This window comes from Actinophytocola sediminis (genome assembly GCF_054779715.1).
Map to the genome: position 1 here is coordinate 41,831 of NZ_BAAGXS010000003.1, position 21,220 is coordinate 63,050.

The window sequence follows — 21,220 nt, forward strand, 5'->3', positions numbered from 1 at the left end:
GACAACACCATGCCGACGGTCCGGGTAGCGGCCGCGCAGTTCTTCTCGGGAGCCGATGTTCCCGCCAACCTCGCGCTGTGCCGGGACTTCCTGTACCGGGCCGCCGCCGACGGCGCACAGCTGGTCGTCCTCCCGGAGAACGCCAACCGGGTCCGCGACTACCCGGACCGGCAGGAATGCTGGCAACACAGCGAAGAACTCAACGGCGCGTTCGTGACCGGACTGCGGCACACGGCAACCGAACTCGGCATCCACGTCGTGGCCGGGGTGGATCTACGGGCGGACACGGCGCCGGTCGTGCACATCGCGTCTGTCCTCATCGGACCGAATGGTGAGCTCGTCGGCGTTCATCGCAAGCACGTCCTGTGGGACTACGAGTACACCCTCTTCCAGCCAGGCCAGGACGAGTACCAGGTGTTCGACACCGCCCTCGGTCGCATCGGGCTCCTGATGTGCGCCGACGGCATCGTGCCGGAGACGCCGAGGGCGCTGGCTCTCCTCGGCGCGCAGATCCTCTGCAACTCGCTGAACTCGCGTGGTCCCGACGAACTGCGGGTACACGTGCCACTTCGGGCCATGGAGAACCGCGTCTTCCATGTCGCCGCGAACACCGTCGGCGGCCCCGAGTTGGAGTGGCCGTGGATGGGCGGCAGCCAGGTCGTCGCACCCGATGGCACGGTGCTCGCGGAGGCGGGGGAACTCGAACCAGGCCTGGCGATCGCCGACATCGACACGTCTCTTGCCGACGACAAGCGCATGCCCGGCATCGCGGACCTGTTCGGCTGGCGGCGTCCCGAGCTGTACGGCGTGCTCACCCGCCCACTCGACGAGGTGCCGGCGGCCACGATGTACGGCCAGGCGGGTGACCTGTCGTCCTGTGTTGTTCCGGTCGCGCTGATGCAGGTCAGCTACTTCCGCGGTACCGAGTGGACAGTGCTGCGCGGACTCGGCCAGATCACCTACGCCGGCCGCCGCGGCGCCCGGCTCGGCGTCCTGCCCGAGCTGTTCTGCTTCGCGCCCGGTGAGGTCGCCGCCGATCCGGACCGGGCCGCGGCGGTGTCCCGGGACGTGCTCCCGCGGATCGCGAACGCCTGCGCGCAGGAGAAGATCTTCGTGGCGGTCAGCCTCGTGGAGTCGGCGGGCGGCCACCGGTACTCGACGGTGTACCTGCTCGACGACACCGGCACGGTCGTGCACGCCTACCGTAAGACCCACCTCACCGACGAGGAGCGCGCCTGGGCGACGCCCGGGGACGAGATCACGGTCGCGCACACGGCGATCGGCCGCATCGGTGTCCTGATCGGCGACGAGGTGTGGGTACCGGAGATGGCGCGGGTGCTGGCGCTGGAAGGCGCTGAGCTGATCGTGCACCCGACCTCGTGGACCTCACCGTCGGCGATGCGGGTGGCCGCGACCGAGCGCACCGAGGAGAATCGGGTGCACCTGGTCTCGGTCACCCGCATGGACAACGCGGCGGGCCTTGGCAGTCAGGCCTTGCGTGCCGACGACTTCGCGCCCGGGCAGCCGATCGCCGTCATGCGCTACCCCACCGGCTACTGGACCCGCCCGGGGTTCGAGGAGCAACTCCTGCTGGACCTGGACCTGCGGGAGTCCAACGACAAGATGATGGGCCACCACCTGGACCCACTGGCCACTCGGGCCCCGTGGCTGTACTCGATGTTCGTCTCCTGACACTGCTCGCCACTGTTCACCCCGGCCAGACTCGCCGGTAGTACCCAGAAAGACGGAAAGCACAATGACACGGTTGGACGGACCCGATCTGGTGGTGGCCGGCGCGGGTGGTGGCCTCGCCGGGGCGCTTCGTGCCGCGGAGCTCGGGCTCGAGGTGCTCGTCGTCGAGGCCAGCGAACATTTCCGGCGCGGCAACAACACGTCGATGTCGACCGCCATGTTTCCGGCGGCGGGCACCCGCTGGCAGCGGGCGGCCGGCGTGACCGACAGCCCGGACCTGTTCGACGCCGACATCGCCACGAAGACCAAGGGAACGGCCGACGTCCGCCTCGCCGCCGCGCTCACCGGGGTCAGCGCGCGGCTCGTCGAATGGCTCGCCGACGGTGTCGGGTTGCCGCTGTCGCTGGTCACCGACTTCCACTATCCCGGGCATTCGGTGGACCGCTGCCACTCGGTGCCGGGCAGGCACGGTTCCACGGTCGTGGACCATCTGGCCCGACGAGTGACCGCCGACCCGAACATCGAACTGCTCACGCCCGCGCGCCTGGTCGACGTCGAGACCGACCGCGGCGCGGTCAACGCGGCCGTCCTCGCCCGACCTGACGGCCGCACCGAACGAATCCCGACCAGCGCGGTTCTCCTTGCCACCAACGGATTCGGCGCGGACAGGGCACTGGTCGCCGAGCACCTGCCGGAGATCGCGGACGCGCATTACCACGGCAGCGAGCACTCGCTCGGCGACGCCATCCGCATCGGCACCCGACTCGGCGCGGCCACCGCGTTCCTCGACGCGTACCAGGGGCACGCCGCGCTGTCGGCGAAGGCAGGCACACTGCTTGGCTGGGCCACGATCATCCTCGGCGGCGTGCTGGTGGGCACCGACGGCGTCCGCTTCGGCGACGAGACCCGCGGCTACTCCGAATACGCGGCGGAACTGGCCGCGCGGCCGGGTGCCGTCGGCTGGATCGTCTTCGACGACGCGATTTACCAGCACTGTCAGGCATTCCAGGACTTCCGCGACGTCATGGCGGCCGGCGCGGTTGTCCGTGCGGACGACGAGGCCGGGCTCGCGAACGCGACCGGCCTGCCGCCGCGAGCACTGACCGAAGAACTGGCACGCAGCGCCGCGGCGGCCAGGACAGAACGGCGGGACGACCACGGCCGCACGGTGTGGGCACGGGCGCTCACCGCGCCGTACCACGCCGTCCAGGTCGTGCCGTCCCTGTTCCACACCCAGGGCGGGCTCGTGGTCGACGGCAACGCGACCGTGCTCACCGACGACGGCCGGCCCACCCCCGGGTTGTACGCCGCGGGCGGCGCGGCCATGGGCATCTCGGGTCACGGCGCGGCGGGCTACCTACCCGGCAACGGGTTGCTGCCCGCGTTCGGCCTGTCGTTCCTGGCTGCGGAAGCCGTTGCCGCGCGGAAGAACTCGACGGCCTGACAGCGCGGGATCCACACTCGACGCCGGGGAATGTCAGGCGGCGCCTGGCCCGACCGGCGTCACCGTGTCCGCGTGGTGTTCGGCCAGCTGGTCGCGCCACCACGGCGTCTCCACGAAACCACGCTTGAGCGACAGCAGCTCCACCGACGCGTCGACATGCTCCGGCGAACACAGCGGCACCTCGGGCGGCAACGCGCCCCGGTCGTCAAGCAACTGCTTGTACCAGTCATGGGCAACCTTGTAGACATGCAGCAGCAGGTCGCTGTACCACCGCTGCACACCGTCGATCTGCTGCAACTCCAGCATCGTCTTCGGATACCTGGTCGGCCCCGAGTTGACCACCAGCTCGATGCCGATGTCGTACGAACCGGTGATCAGCGACGCCCACCGCACGTCCGGGCGGGCGTTGGAAGCGATCGCGCTGGCCGCGGGCGGGCGGTCTGGGGCCAGGTTGGCCGCTCGGTTGGCGATGGCCGTGTCCCGGATGACGCTGCTGCGTCTTGGACCCGCACTACAACGGGTGGGCTGCCCGGTCACCGCGGATCAGCCGCGCAATACACCGTATTCAGCTACCGTTGAATACGGTGTATTGCACCTCATTGATCGTCGGGTAGCGGCGCCATGACCCACAATTAGCGGGTATGGTTCAGGGTGATCTCAATCTGTATCGACCCATCGATGGGTCACATCCCATTGCGTCCAGGTGCAAAACGCGACCGACGTCTCGTCGGAGTAAACCCAGTCCCCGTAGAAGTGCCTGACAGTACCGCTGAAATAGTCAACGCATCGCATTCCGGCGCGATGAAAACCGGTTCCACCATCGCACGTTGAGTAGGTACGGTGGCCCGGGATCCCACCTGCCTCCCACGTGCAGCCCCACGGGTCGGCCTGGGCCGGCGCAGGAGCTGTCACCAATCCGAGGCTCAAGGCTGCCACTGCTCCTATCGCAGAAACTGAACGAACAATAGCCTTCTTCATTCCCATTTCATCCTTCCGATCGGGCGATTTCCGTAGCAATAAGTTCCCGCTTGCACTACGTGCCTAGAAGCCAGATGTCCGCCCTGGATCGATGGGAACAATCACCTTGGGGAGCGGGCTCCTTAGACACGTGCACAGGATTGCATTCGGTCCCGTGTCCGTTCAGCCTGTCCGTCGCGCTACGACGCTGACAAGAGGAAAGGCTGTTCAGGCTTGTTCGGAACAACGTTCGTCCGTGTTCGGAACAAGATCGAACAGCGGAACTCTGCGCCTGGTTTCGCCGTCGTCCGGTCGCCAGGCTGGGGTGATGACCTAACGAAGCAGCAGTTCGGCCCGGCCGCCTGCGGAAGCACCCAACCCGCAAGCGTCAGCACGCCTGCCGAGTTCACCGCGGCGCTGCGCACGTTACGAGAGTGGTCCGGACTGACCTACCGTCAACTGGAGGACAAGGCGACCGCGCTCGGGACTCCGCTTCCGGTCAGCACGATCGCGTCCACCTCCGGTCGCACCACCCTGCCTCGAGAACGGTTCATCGACAGCTTCACGCCGCGCGTGCGGCCTGGATGACGAGCATGTGCGCCAGTGGCTCGAGACCCACCACCGCATCACCACGAACGCGCCGGCACCCGCCTCCGACAACAGCACCGGGAACGACGACGAGGGCAGTAGTGACGAGGGCGGCGGCGATACCCAGGACTCGGCTTCGAGCCCGCCCCGTCGGCGCAGAGCATGCGCTGGCGCGGCGCGGCCGTCCTGCTCACCGCCGGTAGTATCGGGGCCGCCGGCGGACTGAGCATCGATGGCCTGCTCACCCCATCGCCACCGACCGCGTCATCGAACGGGGCGTCGACGGGACCATCGGCCGCGCCGTCCGCGATGCCGATGATGGGTTGCCATCCCGGCGGTGGGCAGCTGGATGCGCATTCACCCCGCGCGGAATCCCGAGCTGTGCATTACCGAGGGCCGGGACCACAGCGGCCGCTATCCTACTGCGGCGGCCCTGCCGAAGGTGTTCATCGAACCGCTACACACCGACGTCGTACAGATCCAGTGGCACCACCCGACCTACCGCATCGGCTGCCTCACGATCATGGTCGACGGGCCGGGCCCTGCTCGAACTCGCGACCACTGTGCACGCTTACACGGACTGGAAACGTGAGGCCCGCGCACACGGTGACAGTGGCACAGCAGACACTGTCGATCGCCCGTTCACCGGACCAGATGCTCATCGCGTGCACAGTCCCCTGCCGAGGAGGCCCTCGCGCTACTGCGGCAGCCACGGATGATGCGGCTCGCCAGAACCGACACCGCGCTCTCGTATGGACGGACACGAGGACCTCAGCCGGGAGGACGGTGGGATCCCTGTGTGCTCTTTTGTCGGTGGTGGCCGCTATCTTCTGCCAGGCCCCGCTGAGGAGGGCACGTGGTGCAGGGAGATGGTGCGTTGTCCGATTGGGAGAAGTTCAGCATGGCACGGGTGTTGGCGCCCGCTCGCCCACGCAAGCTGGCCAAGGTCCCGTTCGTCGAGCTGGCCGACGGGCGCCTGCAGGGAGTGGTGTCGAGCGGCTCGGACATCGGGCGGGTCTACGTCTCGTCGGTCGAGGCGGGCAGTTACCTGTTTGCCTGCAGTACCAACAACAACCGGCCATGCGGCGGCGCACGGGGGATGTTCTGCAACCACATCCTCGCCATGGTCGACGAGGCGGTGCTGCAGTACAGCGGGTCACGGGTCGCCCGTTACCTGCGGGTCGCGATCGACGACCAGAACGACGGGTGGCCGATCGCGTCGGCGATGGCGACCACCAAGCCCGCGCAGGGCGACAGCGGCGCCGCCGCGACGGTCTTCAGCCGGTTCCTGCGTCACCTCGCGTATCTGGAGTTCCCGCCGACCACCGCGCCGCTGCCGGAGATGCAGTGGTTCCCGCCGACCAGGGCGGTGGTGTGATCATGCGGGCCGACCTGTTCGACGACCCGATCGCCGGTCTCGACGACGCTCTGGTCGCGGTCGACGCCGCCGACCAGGCACTCACCGCTGGGCTGCTGCGCCCGCAACCCGCCCAGGTCGCGGCGCTGACCGAGTTGGCGGACGCGGTCGCTGGCTCCCCGCTGGCCGAGCGGGTCGCCGAGGCGGTGGCGAAGGTGGCGGCCGGCGCCGCGGGTGAGGACCACTTCGTGGCTGTCGCCGCCGCCAGGACCGCGCTGCTCGGCTCGGTCCACGACGCGCTGATGACGCGGGTCGACGAGGCCACCGGCCGGCCCCTCGGCGACGAGGTCACCCCGGTGCCCGGTGCGGAGCACGCGCCGAACCTCCTTGCCGCGGCCCGTTCCTGGCTGTCGGACCTGGCGCTGGCCGGATGGCGGGGCATCGACCACGACCTGGTGTCCGGCTCGGCGCAGGTGGTCTCCGCGATGTTGCCCGATCCCGCCGTGCGCCGGCTCGCCGCGCTGCTCGACGGGTTCGCCGCCGAGCTCGCGGCGTCCTGTCCCGGCAGCACGCTCGACCGGGTGCCCGCCCGTCGCTGGGGCGACCTGTGGTCGCGGGCGATGGTGTTGACGCTGCCCGGTGCGCTCGACGTGCCCCCGTCGGGAACAGCCACCGGCCGCGTCCTTCCGCTTGGCGTGGACCTGCACGAACACGCGACCGCCGCGCAGGCGCAGGTGCACGCGGTGTTCGAGCCGGCCGACGGCGGCCCGCCGCGGCTGGTGCGGGCCAGTGTGTCGGTGCCCAAGCCCGACACCATGGTCGGCGCGGGCCTCTGGCAGTTGCTGCGGCCCCACCTGTCGTTGCTCGCGGCCCTCGGCGACGGCCACTCGATGGACCTCGACGACATGCCGGTCACCGCGGCGGGCGACCTGATCTGGAACGATGAGCACGCTCGTCCCGGCGAGGCGGCCGACGCGTTCACCACGGCACGCGTGGCCCTGCCCACCGCCGCCACCCCGCCGGTCGCGCCGCTGGATCGGCACCCGGCACGCATCGCCGTACCGATCTTTCTCGAGGGCTACGGCACTGTCCCGGACGGTGACGCGCTGGGCTTCACCGTCGCCGGACACCGGCTGCCCGTCGACACCGACCGCATCCCGGCCGCCGGACCGCTGACGCCGGCGGCGGTCGCCGGATCGGGTGCGTGTATCGGCCTGCTCCGCTGGGACAACGGGACGTTCGTCGTCCAACCGCTCGCCGTCGAGACCGTGGTTCGGAAGAAGGTGGTCGCGGTCAACGCGGGCACGTGGGCCGGTGGCACCACCGACAAGAACGGGGTCAAGGCGGAGAAGGCCGCCACCGCCGCGGTGACGGTGCTGCGGGAGCGGGCGGGGAGGTTGCTGCGCACATGACCGCCAACGACAACCGCCGCCAGGTCCTGTACTGGCGGCTACTCGCCCGGCTGTTCGACCCCGAGGAGCAGCCGACGCTGGAGGCGGCGAGCGTCGCCGTCGTCGACGACATCGGCCTGCCAGCCGCGCTGCTGAGCACGAACGCGTCCATCGACGCGATCGTGCAGCGCCACCCCGAACTGGCCGCCGAGTTCGCGGGCCTCATGACCCCCGATCGCGACGCCGAACGGGACGGCACCGTCGAGGTGCGGCGCGCGGCACTGGCGTCGAAGGTGCTGCTCAACGTGTTCGCCGCCGGCGGCGGCAACGTCACCGCGGGGCAGCTGTCGCAGTGGCAGGCCGATGCCGGCTGGCTGGAGAAGGCACTGGGCTGTCAACCGGGCGAGCTGCGTGGCCGTTCTGGACGGGGCACCAGCGGCGGTGCGCCGACACCCGACCTCGACACGCTGCTGCCGGGCATCGGCCAGGAGCTGGCCGACATCGAGGCCGACCTCGTCAGCCGGATGCGGCTGCGCGAGGTGCTCGCCGACCCGACGTTGGCCGCGCAGCTGACCCCGAGCATGTCGCTGATCGAGCAACTGTTGCGGGACAAGAACAACCTCTCCGGGGTGGCGCTGGCCAACGCCAAGTCGCTGATCCGCCGGTTCGTCGACGAGGTCGCCGAGGTGCTGCGCGCGCAGGTGGAGAAGGCGTCGGTCGGCGCGGTGGACCGTTCGGTGCCGCCGAAGCGGGTGTTCCGAAATCTTGACATCGACCGCACCATCTGGAAAAACCTGGTCAACTGGAGCCCCGACGACGAACGGCTGTACGTCGACCGCCTCTACTACCGGCACACCGCGCGCAGGACGACACCGCAGCGGTTGATCGCGGTCGTCGACCAGTCCGGGTCCATGGTGGACTCGATGGTCAACTGCGCGATCCTCGCGTCGATCTTCGCCGGGCTGCCGAAGGTGGACGTGCACCTGATCGCCTACGACACGCAGGCGCTCGACCTGACGCCATGGGTGCACGACCCGTTCGAGACGTTGCTGCGCACCAACCTCGGCGGCGGCAACGACGGCATGGTCGCGATGGGACTGACCCAGCCGAAGATCGCCGAGCCGCGCAACACCGTCGTGGTGTGGATCTCCGACTTCTACGAGACCAGGGTCGAGCAGCTTTTCGACGCCATGGCGGCGATCCACCGCTCCGGCGCGAAGTTCATCCCCGTCGGCTCGGTCACCAGTGGTGGCCGGGGCGCGGTCAACCCGTGGTTCCGCGAACGCTTCAAGGATCTCGGCACGCCGGTGATCTCCGGCCACATCAGCAAGCTGGTCCACGAACTCAAGACTTTCCTCACCTCCTGACTCCAGAAAGGCCCTACCTGAATGTCCGACCTGCTGCGCGCCCCCGCCGAGATCAAGTACGCGGAGGAGCTGGACTGGCTGGAGTCCGTCGACGACAACCCCAAGCCGTTCTCCTGGCGGCTGTCGCCGAAGATGGTCCGGCTGTTCATCCTGGGTGCCGAGCGCGCCGACGGCCTCGACCGGGAGATCTCCCAGAAGTGGTTCGGCGACCGCAGCTTCGTCGAGCGCGCGGTCGTCACGCTCGCCTCCGACCGTGGGCTGCTGCTGATCGGCGACCCCGGCACCGGCAAGAGCTGGCTCGCCGAGTTGCTCTCCTCGGCCATCTCGCGGAACTCGACGCGCGTCGTGCAGGGCACGGCGGGCACCACCGAGGATCACATCAAGTACTCGTGGAACGTGTCCATGGTCATCGCGAAGGGCCAGTCACGCGAGTCGATGATCCCGTCGCCGATCATGACCGCGATGGCGGAGGGGTCCATCGGCCGGTTCGAGGAGCTGACCCGCTCCACGAGCGACGTGCAGGACGCGCTGATCTCGATCCTGTCGGAGAAGTACATCTCGGTGCCGGAGCTGGACAGCGACAACATCGTGTTCGCCAAACCGGGGTTCTCGATCATCGCCACCGCCAACAGCCGTGACCGCGGCGTCAACGACCTGTCCTCGGCGTTGAAGCGGCGCTTCAACTTCGTGCGGATCCCGATGGTGACGAACAAGAAGAGCGAGGCCGAGATCGTCCGCTTCCGTACCGAGGAACTGCTGCGCCGCCACCAGATCGAGCTGGACGTGCCGCCGACGCTGCTCGACGTGCTGCTGCGCAGCTTCGCCGACCTGCGGGCCTCGGCGGCCGCGGCGGGCAGCGACGACGAGAAGCTGGAGTCCGCGCTGTCCACCGCCGAGCAGATCGGTGTGCTCGAGGACGCGATCCTGCACAGCACCTTCTTCGGCCAGCAGGCGCTGACCGGCCGCACGCTCGCGTCCTCGCTCGTCGGGTCGCTCGCCCGCCGCGCGCCGGAGGACCTCGCGATCCTCAACAAGTACCTGCACGGTGTGGTCGAGCCGCGCAGCAAGGACGAGGGCGGCGACTGGCCGGACTTCCTGGAGGGTGGCCGCGACGCGATCGCCACCCTGTCATGAGCGCTTTCGACCTGCTGCGCACGCAGCTGCGGGAAGCGGCGGTCACGTTCGCCGACGGGCCGGACGCGCTGGCGGAGATCCTCCTCGGCATCGTCGACGACGTCGACCGTGCCGTGCGCGAACCCCTTGAGATCTTCCCGGTCTGCCACCACTCGCCCGCGTCGGCCATCGCGATGGCCGCACGGCTGCTGGACAAGCAGCCGAAGGTGGTCTACCTGGAGCTGTGCGAGGACATGACGCCGCTGCTGACCGAACTGCGCAACTGCCGGCTCCCCGTCGCGGTGCAGGCGTTCGCGACCGAGGTCGACGGGTTCCCCGCCGAGTGGGCCCCGCTGTCGGTGGTCGCACCGATCACCGAGGCATCGGCCGAGTACCAGGCGATCGCCTACGCGCTGGACACTCCCGGCGTCGAGTTGGTCCTCGTCGATCGCTCGTCGGACCACGTCTACCAGTGGGACAACCAGCAAGCCGAGGCCCAGCAGGCCGATCCGGACGCGCCGCGGGCCGAGGCGGAGGCGGCACTGCACGGCGAGGCGATCGGCGTGGAGATCGGCGACCTGCGGCCGAGGTTCGCCGAGCTGGAGGAGCACCTGCTGCGCCACGGCAAGGTGCGGCACTGGTCGGAGTGGTGGCACCAGTACGTCGAGCTGCCCCTTGGCGACAGCGACCACGACACCTACCGGCAGGTGATGCTGTTGATCGGCAGCCTGTTCCGGCGGCTCGCGCCAGGAGATCCCCGCCGGGTGGCGGTGGACGAGGATCGTGAGCGGTACATGTGGACGCGGATGCGCGCGCATCTGGCCGCGACCGGCACCGATCCGGCGGACTGCCTCTACGTGTGCGGCGCGTTCCACGCCTCGAGCCGGGTCGCGGAGTTCGGTGTCGACGGCACCGACACGTTCCGGATCAGCCCGCGCTCGGCGAGCAGGTGGCAGCACGGTCTGATCCCGTCGAGTCACGCGTCGATCGAGGCGCAGTTCGGCCTGGCCGCGGGCTCGGTGTCGATCGCCGCGACGGAATGGGCGAAGAACCTCAAACGCACCAGGGTGCGGCCCTTCCGGCTCGCCGGTCAGGCCGGTGGCGGCAAGAAGAAGACCGCCAACGCGCTGGTCGCGCCCGCGCCCGTGCGCGCGACCTCCGACCACCTCACCGGTTTCCTGCGGCGACCGCCGGTCCTCGACCGGCTGGACGAGGCGGAGCTGCTGGGGTGGTCGGTGGAGGTGGTGCGGGCCGCGCGCCGCAACGGCTACCTGTCATCGACCGCCGACGCCATCGCGGTGTTCGAGACGTCCATCCTGCTGGCTGGCATGCGGGACCGGGCCAAGCCCACCCCCTACGACTTCCAGGACGCGGCGATCACGTGCATCGAGAAGGACATCGTGCCCGGTCGCCGGGATGTGCGTCGCATCGTCGAGATCATGATGGGCGGCGACCGGATCGGGCAGGTCGGCTATGCCGCGCTGCCGCCGCTGGCCAGGGATGTGCACGACCGGCTCGCGCCGTTGCGGCTCGAGCTGACCAAGCGCGGGGTGCGGCGGGCACTGCTCGACATCGCGTCCAACCCGGAGCTGGAACCGTGTTCGGACCTGCTGTGGATGCTGCGGTATCTCCTGCCCCACGGCGCCGCTCGGCCGATCATGGGAGAGCGGCGCCTCGGTGAGCGCCCGATCCAGGAATCGTGGGATCTCGCGCTCGGCACCCACCAGCGGGCGCTGATCGAGCTGGGCTACGAAGGCGTCACCATCGAGCAGGTGCTTGAGCAACGCCTGCGGCGCGTCGGGTACGCCCCGCGAGTGACGGCGGCGACCGCGTTGCTGGCCGTCGAGGACGCGACGCTGTACCTGCGGAGCCATCGGCTCGCCAGCGAGCTGGGCACCCGTGCCCTGGAGGTGCTGTCCGCCGAGCGCGGTGCCGACGGCGCGCCGGAGGTGCTGCGGCGTGTTCGGCGGCTGCTCGCGTTCTACCGCACCACCGAACCGGTACTGCCCGCGTGGATCGAGTCGTTCGTCAAGGCAGGCTACGCGCACTACTGCACGCTGCTGCCGATGGTGTTCGCCGACGAGGACGCGCCGGTCGACCAGGTGGCCGCGATGCTGGGCTTCCTGTTCAGCATGGAGGGCCTCGCGCTGTCGCTCGGTTGTGACCGTACGCAGCTGGAACTGGCGGTCGCGCAGTCGCACCCGGTGGACCCGGCGAAGGTGGCGCTGCTGTGGGCGGCGCGGGTGCAGCTTGGCACCATGTCCAGGGCGGAGCTGCGGACGCGGTGTGACCAGTTGTTGGCCAGTCCGCTGGTGCTGCCCGCCTATCCGAAGTACCTCAGCGGGTTCGTGCACGCGCTCGAGCCCGCTCCTGGTCTGGTCGACTTCGTGGTGGAGGCGGTGTCCAACGCGTTCGCGCGGCTGCCGGACCCGGTGCTGCTGCCGTGGCTGCCGACGCTCATCACCACGTTGAAGGCCGGCGGCGCCGACCTGGCCCCGTTGTTGATCCGCGAAGCGGCGCGGATGTTCCCGAGCAGGCTCGCGGCGCTGGACGAGTGGCAGCCACCCTGGCTCGCCGGGGAGCCATCGCCGGTGACGCCACGCGCGGCACGCGGTCGTGCCGTCCCGCTGCTGGCGGCCAATCCGCAGACGTGTGCGGCGGTCGCGCGTCTGCTCGGTTGTGCCGGCGATTGGGAGACCGCCGACGCCGCGCGGCAGGGCGTGGCGCTGCTCGGCGAGTACCCGGACACGGCGGCGGCGCTGGCGGCGGTGGCAGGAAGCTCTGCGTAATGGCCGGCGGCGCGCTGCTCAGCGTTCCTGGTTGCCGAGTCCGTCGCCGGGGAATCGGGAACAGGCCGGCGCAGGGGCACTGGTGAGAGCGCGAAGCCGGTCGACGTCGACGTTGGCGCCGAAGGCAGGGGCGCCGGGCTCGAGCCGGGCGCCCATCGCGAGGCCACCGATGGCGAGTGGGTCGAACCCGAGTGTGTCGATCAGCGCTGACACGGCGGTGAGATCCCCGCCGGAGTCACCGGCGATCGCGATCGCCCTGCGCCCGAGGTGGCCGGGTGGGCGAGCCCCGTCGTCGAGGTCGTGATAGCCCATGTGGTTGAAGGCCTTCACGACCCGCGCGCCCGCCAGGAACTGCGCCACGACTTCGCTCGAGGTCGTGGCGGCGGGGACGATCGTGTCGCGCGGCCCATCGATTTCCCACCAGTGGTTCATCGCGTCGATGACCAGTTTCCCCGCCAGTTCCGGGATCGGGAGGTTGCGGTGTTTGCCGAGCGGCAGCGCGAGGATCACCACGTCGGCGGCCGCGGCCGCCTCAGCCGGCCACACGGCGGTCGCGCCGGGGGTGAGGACCTCGGTGGTCAGTGCGATCTTCGCGGGGTCGCCGGACCCGGCGACCAGGACTCGGTAGCCGGCGGTGACCGCCAGGCGCGCCAGGACGGTGCCGACCTTCCCGGCACCAAGGATCCCGATGGTGGTGCCGGTGGTGGTCACCGGGTCGCTCCCGCGGTGACGGCGGGCTGTTCGGCCAGCAGCTCGCGGACCCGGGGGATGACCTGGGTGCCGTAGAGTTCGACCGAGCGTAGCCGGGCGGTGGCTGAAACGGTGCCCGCGGCGGAGTAGATCATGTCGAACCGGCCCGCATCCAGCGCCCGGATCGCGTTGGCGATCTTGGTCGCGACCGTTTCGGCGGAACCGACGTACAGCGATCCGTGTGCCACCTCGGCGTCGAACTCCTCCTTGCGGATCGGCGGCCACCCGCGCAGTGCCCCGATTCGGTCGCGGGTCTCCTTGTATCCGGGGTAGAACAGTTCTTTCGCCTCCTCGTCGGTGGCGGCCACAAACCCGGGTGAGTGCATACCGACCGGCTGCGCGGTGGTGCCGAGCTCCTGGTTCGCGCGCCGGTAGAGATCCACGTAGGGAGCGAACCGGGCGGGGGCGCCGCCGATGATGGCGAGCATCAGCCGGAACCCGTAGTGGGCGGTGCGGAGCACGGACTGCGGTGACCCGCCGACTCCCACCCAGGTGCTGAGCCGTCCCGAATCGGTCTTCGGGTACACGTCCGCGTCGTTCAGGGCGGCCCGAGTGGTGCCCTCCCAGGTGACCGGCGTCTCGTCCAGGAGCCGGTGGAACAGGTCGATCTTCTCCTCGAACAGCACCTCGTAGTCCTTCAGGTCGTACCCGAACAGCGGGAACGACTCGGTGAACGAACCACGTCCGAGGATCACCTCCGCCCGGCCGCTGGACAGCGCGTCCACGGTCGCGAACCGTTGGAAGACCCGCACCGGGTCGTCAGAGGACAGCACCGTCACACCCGAGGCGAGCCGAAGGCGCTTCGTGGCGGTCGCGATGCCGGCCAGCACCGTCTCCGGGCTGGAGATCGCGAACTCCGGCCGGTGGTGCTCACCCAACGCGACCACGTCGATACCGACCTGGTCGGCCAGCACGGCCTCGGTCACGACGGCGCGGATCGCCCGCGCGTGCGAGACGACCTCGCCCCGATCGTCACGGGGCCGGTCCCCGAAGCTGTCGATACCGAACTCGATCTTCGAAACGTCCAACATGGCAACTTCCTCAACGCGGTGGCCATCCAGGTGACAGCACACGAACCGAGACCGGCTCCGGCCTGGTCCGACGGGCAGGTCGCAACGCCTCCCGTGGCCTGAACACGACAGTACGGCGGCCATCGCGCGGGCGTCCAAGACCTGTCCGGACGTCCAGCGGTAGGATTTGTCTATCGATGTCAGCCCTCGCGTCCTCCGCTACTTCCTGGCCGTGGCCGAGGAACTCCACTTCGGCCGCGCGGCCACGCGTCTCCTCATCGCTCAGCCATCCCTGAGTCATCAGATCCGCAAGCTCGAGGAGACCCTCGGAACCCCGCTGTTCGTGCGTTCGAGCCGTAGCGTGCAGCTCACCGCCGCGGGCAGGACACTGGCTCGCGAGGCGCCGAAGGCGCTGGCCGCGCTGGCGCAAGCCGTGCAGTTCACCCGGATGTCCGGGGCCGGGATCGCGACGACGATCCGGTTGGGCTACACACCGGTGACCAGCTTCGACACGCTCACGGCGCTCCTGGACGCGCTCCGGGACGAACACCCCGACTTCATGATCGACGCTCGAGAGTTCTTCAGCGCCGAGATTCCCGAACGGCTCCAGGCCGGTGACCTGGACGTCGGTCTCGCTCTCTCACCGCAGCCCCTCGACGGCGTACATGGCGAGCTTCTTCGAGAAGAGCCCGTCGCCGCGGTCCTCGGCGCGCGCCACCGCCTCGCTGACGCACCGAGGATCCCGGTGACTACCCTCCGCGACGAGACGCTGCTGCTGTTCGCCCGCCACCACGCCCCGGCGTACTACGACCGCATCGTCGCCGCGTGCCACGAGGCGGGCTTCTCACCCGACATCTGCTCGTTCGACGAACCACCGGTGAACGCCATGCTCGCGCGGCTCTCCAGCGGACGCGAGGTCAGCCTGTCCCCTACGTCGTTCGCCGAGCACGCCGCGAAGACCAGCACCGGCATTGTTGTTCGTGCGGTCGTCGACCCGCCGATCATGGCAGAGCTCTCCGTGCTGTGGCCCGCGAACGACCCGTCACCTGCCATCGCCAGCGTCGTCGACACCGCCCGACGATGCGCTGAACGCAACAAATGGCTGGGCTTGTGACGCGACCCATCCCACTGGCCGCGTGATCACTCCACGACAGCCGCGCCCGAGTAATAGTTCCCACATTCCGCGGTGATCTCGGCCGTCGCCCGCGCCGCGGTGAGGAAGTCGTCGGCCAGCGGCGAGGTGCGTGTTGCCGCCACCGCGAGGCACACCTGGTCGGTCGCGAGTTCCGGAACGGGTACGTAGCTGATGTCCGGACGCGAGTAGAACACGGTCTCCGAACGACCCACGAACGAGATGCCCCGGCCGGCCGCGACGTGCTCGAGCTTCTCCTCCACCCCGCGCACCCGGAGGCCGGAGTCGGGGAGCGGGCGCCTGGTGGGCTGCGTGCTCGGGTCGGCATGCCAGACCAGCGGCTCACCGGCCAGGTCGGCCTCGGTGACCTCCTCCTTGCCGGCCAACCGGTGGTCCGCGGGCAGCACCACCATGAACGGCTCGGTGTACAGCGGAGTCACGCGCAGACCGGTCTCGTCGATCGGCAGCCGCACGTAGCCGACGTCGACGCGGCCGTCGAGCAGCATCGAGGCCTGGTCGTCCCATTCCATCCGCTGCACGTCCACGACCACGTCCGGATGCCGGGCCCCGAACGCCCGCGCCGCCGGGATGACCGGAATGCCGGCCCGGAAGCCGACCACCAGCCGCTGACCGCCGCGGGCTGCCACGGACACCCGGCGGCGAACCGCGGCCGCGGACGCCAGCAGCGGACCAGCGTCGGCCAGCAGTTGTCGGCCCGCGTCGGTCAGCACCACGCCGTGGCGATCCCTGGTGAACAGCGGGGCGCCGAGATCCTGCTCCAGCGCGCGGATCTGGCGGCTGAGCGCGGGCTGCGCGATATGCAGCTCATCGGCGGCGCGGCCGAAGTGCAACCGGTCGGCCACGGCGACGAAGTAGCGCAGTTTGCGCAGGTCCAGATCCATGGCGCCTCCCGATCCGGTGATGCCTCGAGGGTATCACCACGACTGAAAGAGGTCTTGGACACCGACTCAAGCCAATGGCACCGTTAATGGGGCCCGAGCGAATTCGACACAAGAATTCGACAGCGGTTTTTGCGGCAGGGCCGACAATCAGAACAGGTACAGCAGAAATCGAGCCCGTCCAATCGCGTCATTCGACGGCGTCGACGACACCACCGTCAGGCATGGGTCCTGTCCAGCTCCAGAAAGCAGGCACAAATGAGCAGCATCAGCGTTATCGGCCTGGGGAACATGGCCAGCGCCCTGGCCGACCGGGCGCTCGCCGGCGGCCACGCCGTCGAGATCATCGGCCGCGACCCCGCCAAGGCCAGGGAAGTGGCCGCCGCGCTCGGCGGCGCCACTGTCGGGACCGCCGGCGACGGCCCGACCGGGGACATCGTTGTCCTCGCCGTGCCGTACGCCAGCGCGGCGGCGGTGGTCAGCGAGTACGGGGACGCACTACCCGGCAAGGTGATCATCGACATCACCAACCCCATCTCCCCCGATCTCACGGGCTTTGTCACCCCCGACGGCAGTTCCGGCGCGCAGGAGATCACCAAGGCGGCCCCCGGCGGCGCGCATGTCGTCAAGGCGTTCAACACCCTGTTCTCCCATGTGCTGGCCGCCGGCCCAGCCGAGGGTCACCTGTTGGACGTTTTCATCGCCGGCGACGACGCACGGGCGAAGACTCTCGTGTCAGCGTTCATCGAGAGCATGGGAATGCGCCCGATGGACGTTGGGCGGCTGCCAATGGCGCGGACGCTGGAGAACGTCGCCCTGCTGCAGCTGGGCCTCGTCGCCCACGCCGTCAAGCACACCAACTTCTTCCTCGGCGTCAGCGTTCTCAGCTGAGCGCACGCGCACCACCACTTCGCGCCACATCATTCACAAGGAGCAGTAGCGTGCGCGTTTTCGTCACTGGTGGGACCGGCCATTCCGGTTCGTACATCATCCCCGAGCTCATCGCCGCCGGGCACGAGGTCACCGGCCTGGCCCGGTCGGACACGGCCGCGGCGGCGGTGTCCGCGCTCGGCGCGAAGGTGCGTCGCGGCGACCTCCAGGACCTCGACGGGCTCAGGGAGGCGGCCGCGGATTCCGACGGCGTCATCCACGTCGCGCACCGGCAGGACCTGCTTCCGTCCGGCGGGCTCGACGCCGTGGCCGCCGCGGAGCTCCCGATCATGCTCGCCTACGGCGATGCGCTCGCGGAAACCGGAAAGCCGCTGGTCGCGGCCGGGAGCATTGGCTCGCCCGGGAACCTGGGCCGACCGGCCACCGAGGACGACCCCGCTCTTCCCGGCGGCCACGAGTACCAGGGCACCCTGCGGGTTCGTAACGTCGTGGAAACCGCGGTAGTCGGCCTCGCCGAGCGCGGAGTGCGGTCTTCGATCGTGCGGATCGCCAACATCGCGCACAGCACGACCGATCGTGCCGGGTTCCTCGTGCAGCTGATCGCGCTGGCGAAGGAGAAGGGCTTCGTCGGCTACCCCGGCGACGGCGCGAACCTGTGGAACGCCGTGCACGTCCGCGATGCCGCCTCCTTGTTCCGCCTGGCGCTGGAGAAGGGGCAGGCCGGCAGATACTGGCACGCGATTGCGGACGGGGCCATCCCCCTCCGCCAGCTCGCCGAGGCCATCGGCAGCCGTCTGGGCCTGCCCGCCGTAAGCATTCCCGCGGACGTACTGATGGTGCCGGGATACTTTGGGGTACTCGCGAACATAGTCACCCAGAACTACCCGGCGTCCAACCTCATCACCCGCCGGACCCTCGGCTGGGAACCCGCTCAGCCCAGCCTGCTCGCCGATTTGGACAACGGCAATTATTTCTCCGCCAGCTGACGGCATTGGCCGGAGCCGAATCCCAACGGGTTTCGGCTACCCATAAATTCAACGGAGTGATCATGGGAAAGCTCGATGGCAAGGTAGCGGTGATCACCGGCGGATCCACCGGCATGGCACTGGCCGGCGCCAAACTGTTCGTCGAGGAAGGAGCGCACGTCTTCATCCAGGCCCGGCGGCAGGAAGCACTGGACGAGGCCGTCAAGCTGATCGGCCGCAACGTCACCGCCGTCCAGGGCGACGCGGCCGACCTGGGCGACCTGGACCGCTTGTACGACAACGTCAAGCGGGAAAAGGGGTCGATCGACGTGCTGTGGGCCAGCGCCGGGATGGGCGAACCGGCCGTTCTCGGCGAGATCACCGAGGAACAGTTCCACCGCGCCTTCTGGCTCAACGCGCGCGGCACCCTGTTCACCGTGCAGAAGGCACTGCCGCTGATCAACGACAACGGCTCGATCCTCATGACCGGATCCAACGCCTCACTCGGCGCCTATCCCGGCTGGAGTCTCTACGCCGGAAGCAAAGCCGTCCATCAGGCCTGGGCCCGCGTCTGGCTCAACGAACTGCGCGACCGCAAGATCCGGGTCAATGTCCTGACCCCCGGCCAGGTCGCCACCGCCAAACAGGAAGAACTGTTCGACGAGTCCACCAAGGCCGCATTCGAGTCCCTGATTCCTCGCGGAAAGATGGGCCGCCCCGAAGAGATCGCCACCGTCGCCCTGTTCCTCGCCTCCGACGACTCCAGCTACGTCAACGGCCTGGAACTGGTCACCGACGGCGGCACCACCGCCATCTGAACCGCAGTCGCGGGCACACCCAACAACAACCCGGGCGCCACAACGAACCGGTCTCGAACGCGGACATCCGCAACACCGAAAGAAAGCACACCTCATGAGCAGCATCACCATCATCGGCACGGGAAACATGGCCCGCACCATCGGCACGCGCGCGGTAGCGGGCGACAACACCGTCGAGGTCATGGGCCGCGATCAGTCCAAGGCCGATGACCTGGCCAAGGCTCTCGGCGGCGGCGCGACGACGGGACAGTGGGGCGCCGTCCCGGCCGGGGACATCGTCATCACGGCCCTGTTGTACGACGGGGTCGTTCCGGTCGTCGCCGGGTACGGAGACGCCCTCGCGGGCAAGGTCATCGTCGACATCAGCAACCCCTTCAACGCCACGTTCGACGGACTCGCCCACAACGAGGAGACGTCGATCGCGCAGGAAGTCGCCAAGGTGGCCCCGGCCAGCGCCAGCGTGGTGAAGGCGTTCAACAGCATCTTCCGCAATGTCCTGGAGAAGGGCCAGCCCGACGTCTTCATCGCTGGCGACAATGCGCGGGCCAAGGCGGACGTGGCGGCATTCATCGTGAGCCTCGGGCTGCGCCCGCTGGACGTCGGCGGCCTGAAAATGGCGCACTGGCTGGAAGGAATGGGCGTGGTCACGGTGGGCCTCGCCAGCAACGGGGTTGGCCACTGGGACTTCGCCCTCGGCGTCACCGAATTCACCGGCTGAGCCCCCAGGGCCGCGCAGCAGCCTGCCCAAGCCGTGGCCCTTGTGCCGGCTGACCTGGCCATCGATCAGCGAGAACAGGGTCCTGCCGCTACCGGGTCACCGATGTGTGGGCGAGCGTGCACAGGGTATTCGACAGTACCCATCAGGAGGAGGTCACCGATGATCCTGCGTCGGATCGCTCGGCCGATGTTGACGGCCGTTTTCGTGTCCGGTGGGCTGGACACGTTGCGCAACCCGAAGTCCCGGGTGGACACCGCCGCGCCAGTGATCGACAAAGCGGTCGAGCAGATGAAGGAGAAGCTGCCAGCGCAGGTGCCGACGGATCCCGAGCTGCTGGTGAAGTTGAACGCGGCGACGCAGGTCGCGGCAGGGGTCGCGTTCGGCTTCGGGTGGTTCCCCCGGCTGTCGGCGTTGGTCCTGGCGGGGAGTCTGGCACCGACGACGTTGGCCGGTCACCGGTTCTGGGAACACGAGGACACCGCGGACCGCGCAGCGCAGCGGACCCACTTTCTGAAGAATCTGGGGCTGCTGGGCGGTCTCCTCATCGCGGCGGCCGACACCCACGGCGAGCCGTCGCTCTCCTGGCGCACGAGGCACGCGACCGACGCCGTGCTCGACTCGGTCCACGGCACCGTAGCGGACGCGGCCGCGTCGGCACGGAGCACGGCGAAATCGCTCAGGAAGAAGTCCGCCGCGGTCCTGCCCTGAGCTGACCCATGCTGTCCGGTCGGTCACCCAGCGCGGCGGGGACGCCTCGCCCGGAACAGCCGCGCACACGCGAGCTGTTCCGGGAACCAGCGTGGTTCAGACCTCGGCCGTGGGCTCGCCGGTGAAGGCGGCGGCCATGCGCAGCCAGGGAGCGGCCTCGTGGTGGCGGCCCTGGCGTTGCAGGGTGCGGCCCAGCATGAGGTGGGCGTAGTGCTCGACCGGGTCGCGCTCGACGATCTGGCGCAGCTGCTCCTCGGCACGCCGCAGCCGCGCCGAGTGGTAGTAGGCACGGGCCAGCAGCAGCCGGGGACCGACCTGGTCGGGGACCTCGTCGACGACGTCGGCGAGCAGCTTCGCGGCTCCAACGTGGTCCTTGGCCGCGAAGAGGAGTTGTGCGCGCTCCCAGCGCTCTGCGGTGGTCTCCTCGTGCGGGTCGTCGAACAGGTGCAGGGCGGTCGCCCACCGGTCCGCCGACACCTCACCGTTCGACTGGTAGTCGTTGAAGTTGTTGATCACGAGACCCTCCACTCCGAACATCCACCTGTTGAACGCTCAACTACCACGGATCATTCCGCCCCATGTCCGGCACCCGGCTCGCCGCCGCCGGAACCGTACTGGCATCGCCGCGGCG

20 protein-coding genes are annotated in these 21,220 nt (G+C 69.2%); 15 read left to right on the forward strand and 5 right to left on the reverse strand.

The genetic code is table 11. The features are described 5' to 3' along the window. The first annotated feature begins 9 nt into the window (after positions 1 to 9). Entirely contained in the window at positions 10 to 1,692 is a 1,683-nt protein-coding gene (locus ACYVIP_RS01625) for a nitrilase-related carbon-nitrogen hydrolase (RefSeq protein ID WP_460391162.1), read from the forward strand. A gap of 64 nt (positions 1,693 to 1,756) precedes the next feature. Next, on the forward strand, positions 1,757 to 3,136 hold the full coding sequence (locus ACYVIP_RS01630; protein ID WP_460391164.1) for an FAD-dependent oxidoreductase: 1,380 nt from the start codon (positions 1,757 to 1,759) through the stop codon (positions 3,134 to 3,136). Between the two features lie 33 nt (positions 3,137 to 3,169). Here ACYVIP_RS01630 and ACYVIP_RS01635 read toward each other — a convergent pair whose 3' ends face one another. Further along, on the reverse strand, positions 3,170 to 3,673 hold the full coding sequence (locus ACYVIP_RS01635) for a hypothetical protein (protein ID WP_460391166.1): 504 nt from the start codon (positions 3,671 to 3,673) through the stop codon (positions 3,170 to 3,172). A gap of 654 nt (positions 3,674 to 4,327) precedes the next feature. On the opposite strand from ACYVIP_RS01635, the gene ACYVIP_RS01640 reads away from it, so the two are divergent. The 7 genes from ACYVIP_RS01640 to ACYVIP_RS01670 all read left to right on the forward strand — a co-directional run bounded on the left by ACYVIP_RS01640 (position 4,328) and on the right by ACYVIP_RS01670 (position 12,698). Continuing rightward, entirely contained in the window at positions 4,328 to 4,681 is a 354-nt protein-coding gene (locus ACYVIP_RS01640; protein ID WP_460391168.1) for a helix-turn-helix domain-containing protein, read from the forward strand. Between the two features lie 337 nt (positions 4,682 to 5,018). Next, entirely contained in the window at positions 5,019 to 5,273 is a 255-nt protein-coding gene (locus ACYVIP_RS01645) for a hypothetical protein (protein WP_460391170.1), read from the forward strand. Positions 5,274 to 5,537: 264 nt separating this feature from the next. Continuing rightward, the gene (locus tag ACYVIP_RS01650; RefSeq protein ID WP_460391172.1) at positions 5,538 to 6,059 is read left to right on the forward strand and encodes a hypothetical protein; all 522 of its coding nucleotides are present in this window, start codon (positions 5,538 to 5,540) and stop codon (positions 6,057 to 6,059) included. 2 nt (positions 6,060 to 6,061) lie between these two features. Then, positions 6,062 to 7,450 (forward strand): hypothetical protein, encoded by a 1,389-nt coding sequence (locus tag ACYVIP_RS01655; RefSeq protein WP_460391174.1) that lies wholly within the window; start codon positions 6,062 to 6,064, stop codon positions 7,448 to 7,450. Continuing rightward, complete coding sequence (locus ACYVIP_RS01660; RefSeq protein ID WP_460391176.1) at positions 7,447 to 8,796, forward strand: VWA domain-containing protein; 1,350 nt, start codon at positions 7,447 to 7,449, stop codon at positions 8,794 to 8,796. Before ACYVIP_RS01655 ends, ACYVIP_RS01660 begins: the two co-directional genes overlap by 4 nt. A 21-nt stretch (positions 8,797 to 8,817) precedes the next feature. Continuing rightward, a complete protein-coding gene (locus ACYVIP_RS01665) occupies positions 8,818 to 9,930 on the forward strand; it encodes an ATP-binding protein (RefSeq protein ID WP_460391178.1) in 1,113 nt (370 codons plus the stop codon). After that, the gene (locus ACYVIP_RS01670) at positions 9,927 to 12,698 is read left to right on the forward strand and encodes a DUF5682 family protein (RefSeq protein ID WP_460391180.1); all 2,772 of its coding nucleotides are present in this window, start codon (positions 9,927 to 9,929) and stop codon (positions 12,696 to 12,698) included. Before ACYVIP_RS01665 ends, ACYVIP_RS01670 begins: the two co-directional genes overlap by 4 nt. An 18-nt stretch (positions 12,699 to 12,716) precedes the next feature. Here ACYVIP_RS01670 and ACYVIP_RS01675 read toward each other — a convergent pair whose 3' ends face one another. After that, entirely contained in the window at positions 12,717 to 13,409 is a 693-nt protein-coding gene (locus tag ACYVIP_RS01675; RefSeq protein ID WP_460391182.1) for an NADPH-dependent F420 reductase, read from the reverse strand. Then, positions 13,406 to 14,479 carry an LLM class flavin-dependent oxidoreductase gene (locus ACYVIP_RS01680; RefSeq protein ID WP_460391184.1) on the reverse strand — a complete coding sequence of 358 codons (1,074 nt, stop codon included), beginning with the start codon at positions 14,477 to 14,479 and terminating at the stop codon, positions 13,406 to 13,408. Before ACYVIP_RS01680 ends, ACYVIP_RS01675 begins: the two co-directional genes overlap by 4 nt. Positions 14,480 to 14,645: 166 nt before the next feature. Between ACYVIP_RS01680 and ACYVIP_RS01685 the strand changes: the two genes are divergently transcribed. Continuing rightward, positions 14,646 to 15,572, forward strand: a complete 927-nt coding sequence (locus ACYVIP_RS01685) for a LysR substrate-binding domain-containing protein (RefSeq protein WP_460391186.1) — start codon at positions 14,646 to 14,648, stop codon at positions 15,570 to 15,572. A gap of 26 nt (positions 15,573 to 15,598) precedes the next feature. On the opposite strand, the gene ACYVIP_RS01690 is transcribed toward ACYVIP_RS01685, so the two are convergent. Then, positions 15,599 to 16,492 (reverse strand): LysR family transcriptional regulator, encoded by an 894-nt coding sequence (locus tag ACYVIP_RS01690; RefSeq protein ID WP_460391188.1) that lies wholly within the window; start codon positions 16,490 to 16,492, stop codon positions 15,599 to 15,601. Between the two features lie 255 nt (positions 16,493 to 16,747). Between ACYVIP_RS01690 and ACYVIP_RS01695 the strand changes: the two genes are divergently transcribed. The 5 genes from ACYVIP_RS01695 (at position 16,748) to ACYVIP_RS01715 (ending at position 20,589) form a co-directional block, all read left to right on the forward strand. After that, positions 16,748 to 17,380 carry an NADPH-dependent F420 reductase gene (locus ACYVIP_RS01695; protein ID WP_460391190.1) on the forward strand — a complete coding sequence of 211 codons (633 nt, stop codon included), beginning with the start codon at positions 16,748 to 16,750 and terminating at the stop codon, positions 17,378 to 17,380. Between the two features lie 50 nt (positions 17,381 to 17,430). Continuing rightward, entirely contained in the window at positions 17,431 to 18,366 is a 936-nt protein-coding gene (locus ACYVIP_RS01700; protein ID WP_460391192.1) for an SDR family oxidoreductase, read from the forward strand. Positions 18,367 to 18,428: 62 nt separating this feature from the next. After that, positions 18,429 to 19,163, forward strand: coding sequence for an SDR family NAD(P)-dependent oxidoreductase (locus ACYVIP_RS01705; RefSeq protein ID WP_460391194.1), 735 nt, complete (start codon positions 18,429 to 18,431; stop codon positions 19,161 to 19,163). Positions 19,164 to 19,257: 94 nt separating this feature from the next. After that, positions 19,258 to 19,881: an NADPH-dependent F420 reductase gene (locus tag ACYVIP_RS01710; RefSeq protein ID WP_460391196.1), complete on the forward strand. Its 624-nt coding sequence runs from the start codon at positions 19,258 to 19,260 to the stop codon at positions 19,879 to 19,881. A 159-nt stretch (positions 19,882 to 20,040) separates the two neighbouring features. Beyond that, a complete protein-coding gene (locus ACYVIP_RS01715; RefSeq protein WP_460391198.1) occupies positions 20,041 to 20,589 on the forward strand; it encodes a DoxX family protein in 549 nt (182 codons plus the stop codon). Positions 20,590 to 20,685: 96 nt separating this feature from the next. On the opposite strand, the gene ACYVIP_RS01720 is transcribed toward ACYVIP_RS01715, so the two are convergent. After that, positions 20,686 to 21,105, reverse strand: coding sequence for a tetratricopeptide repeat protein (locus ACYVIP_RS01720; RefSeq protein WP_460391200.1), 420 nt, complete (start codon positions 21,103 to 21,105; stop codon positions 20,686 to 20,688). Positions 21,106 to 21,220: the final 115 nt, after the last annotated feature.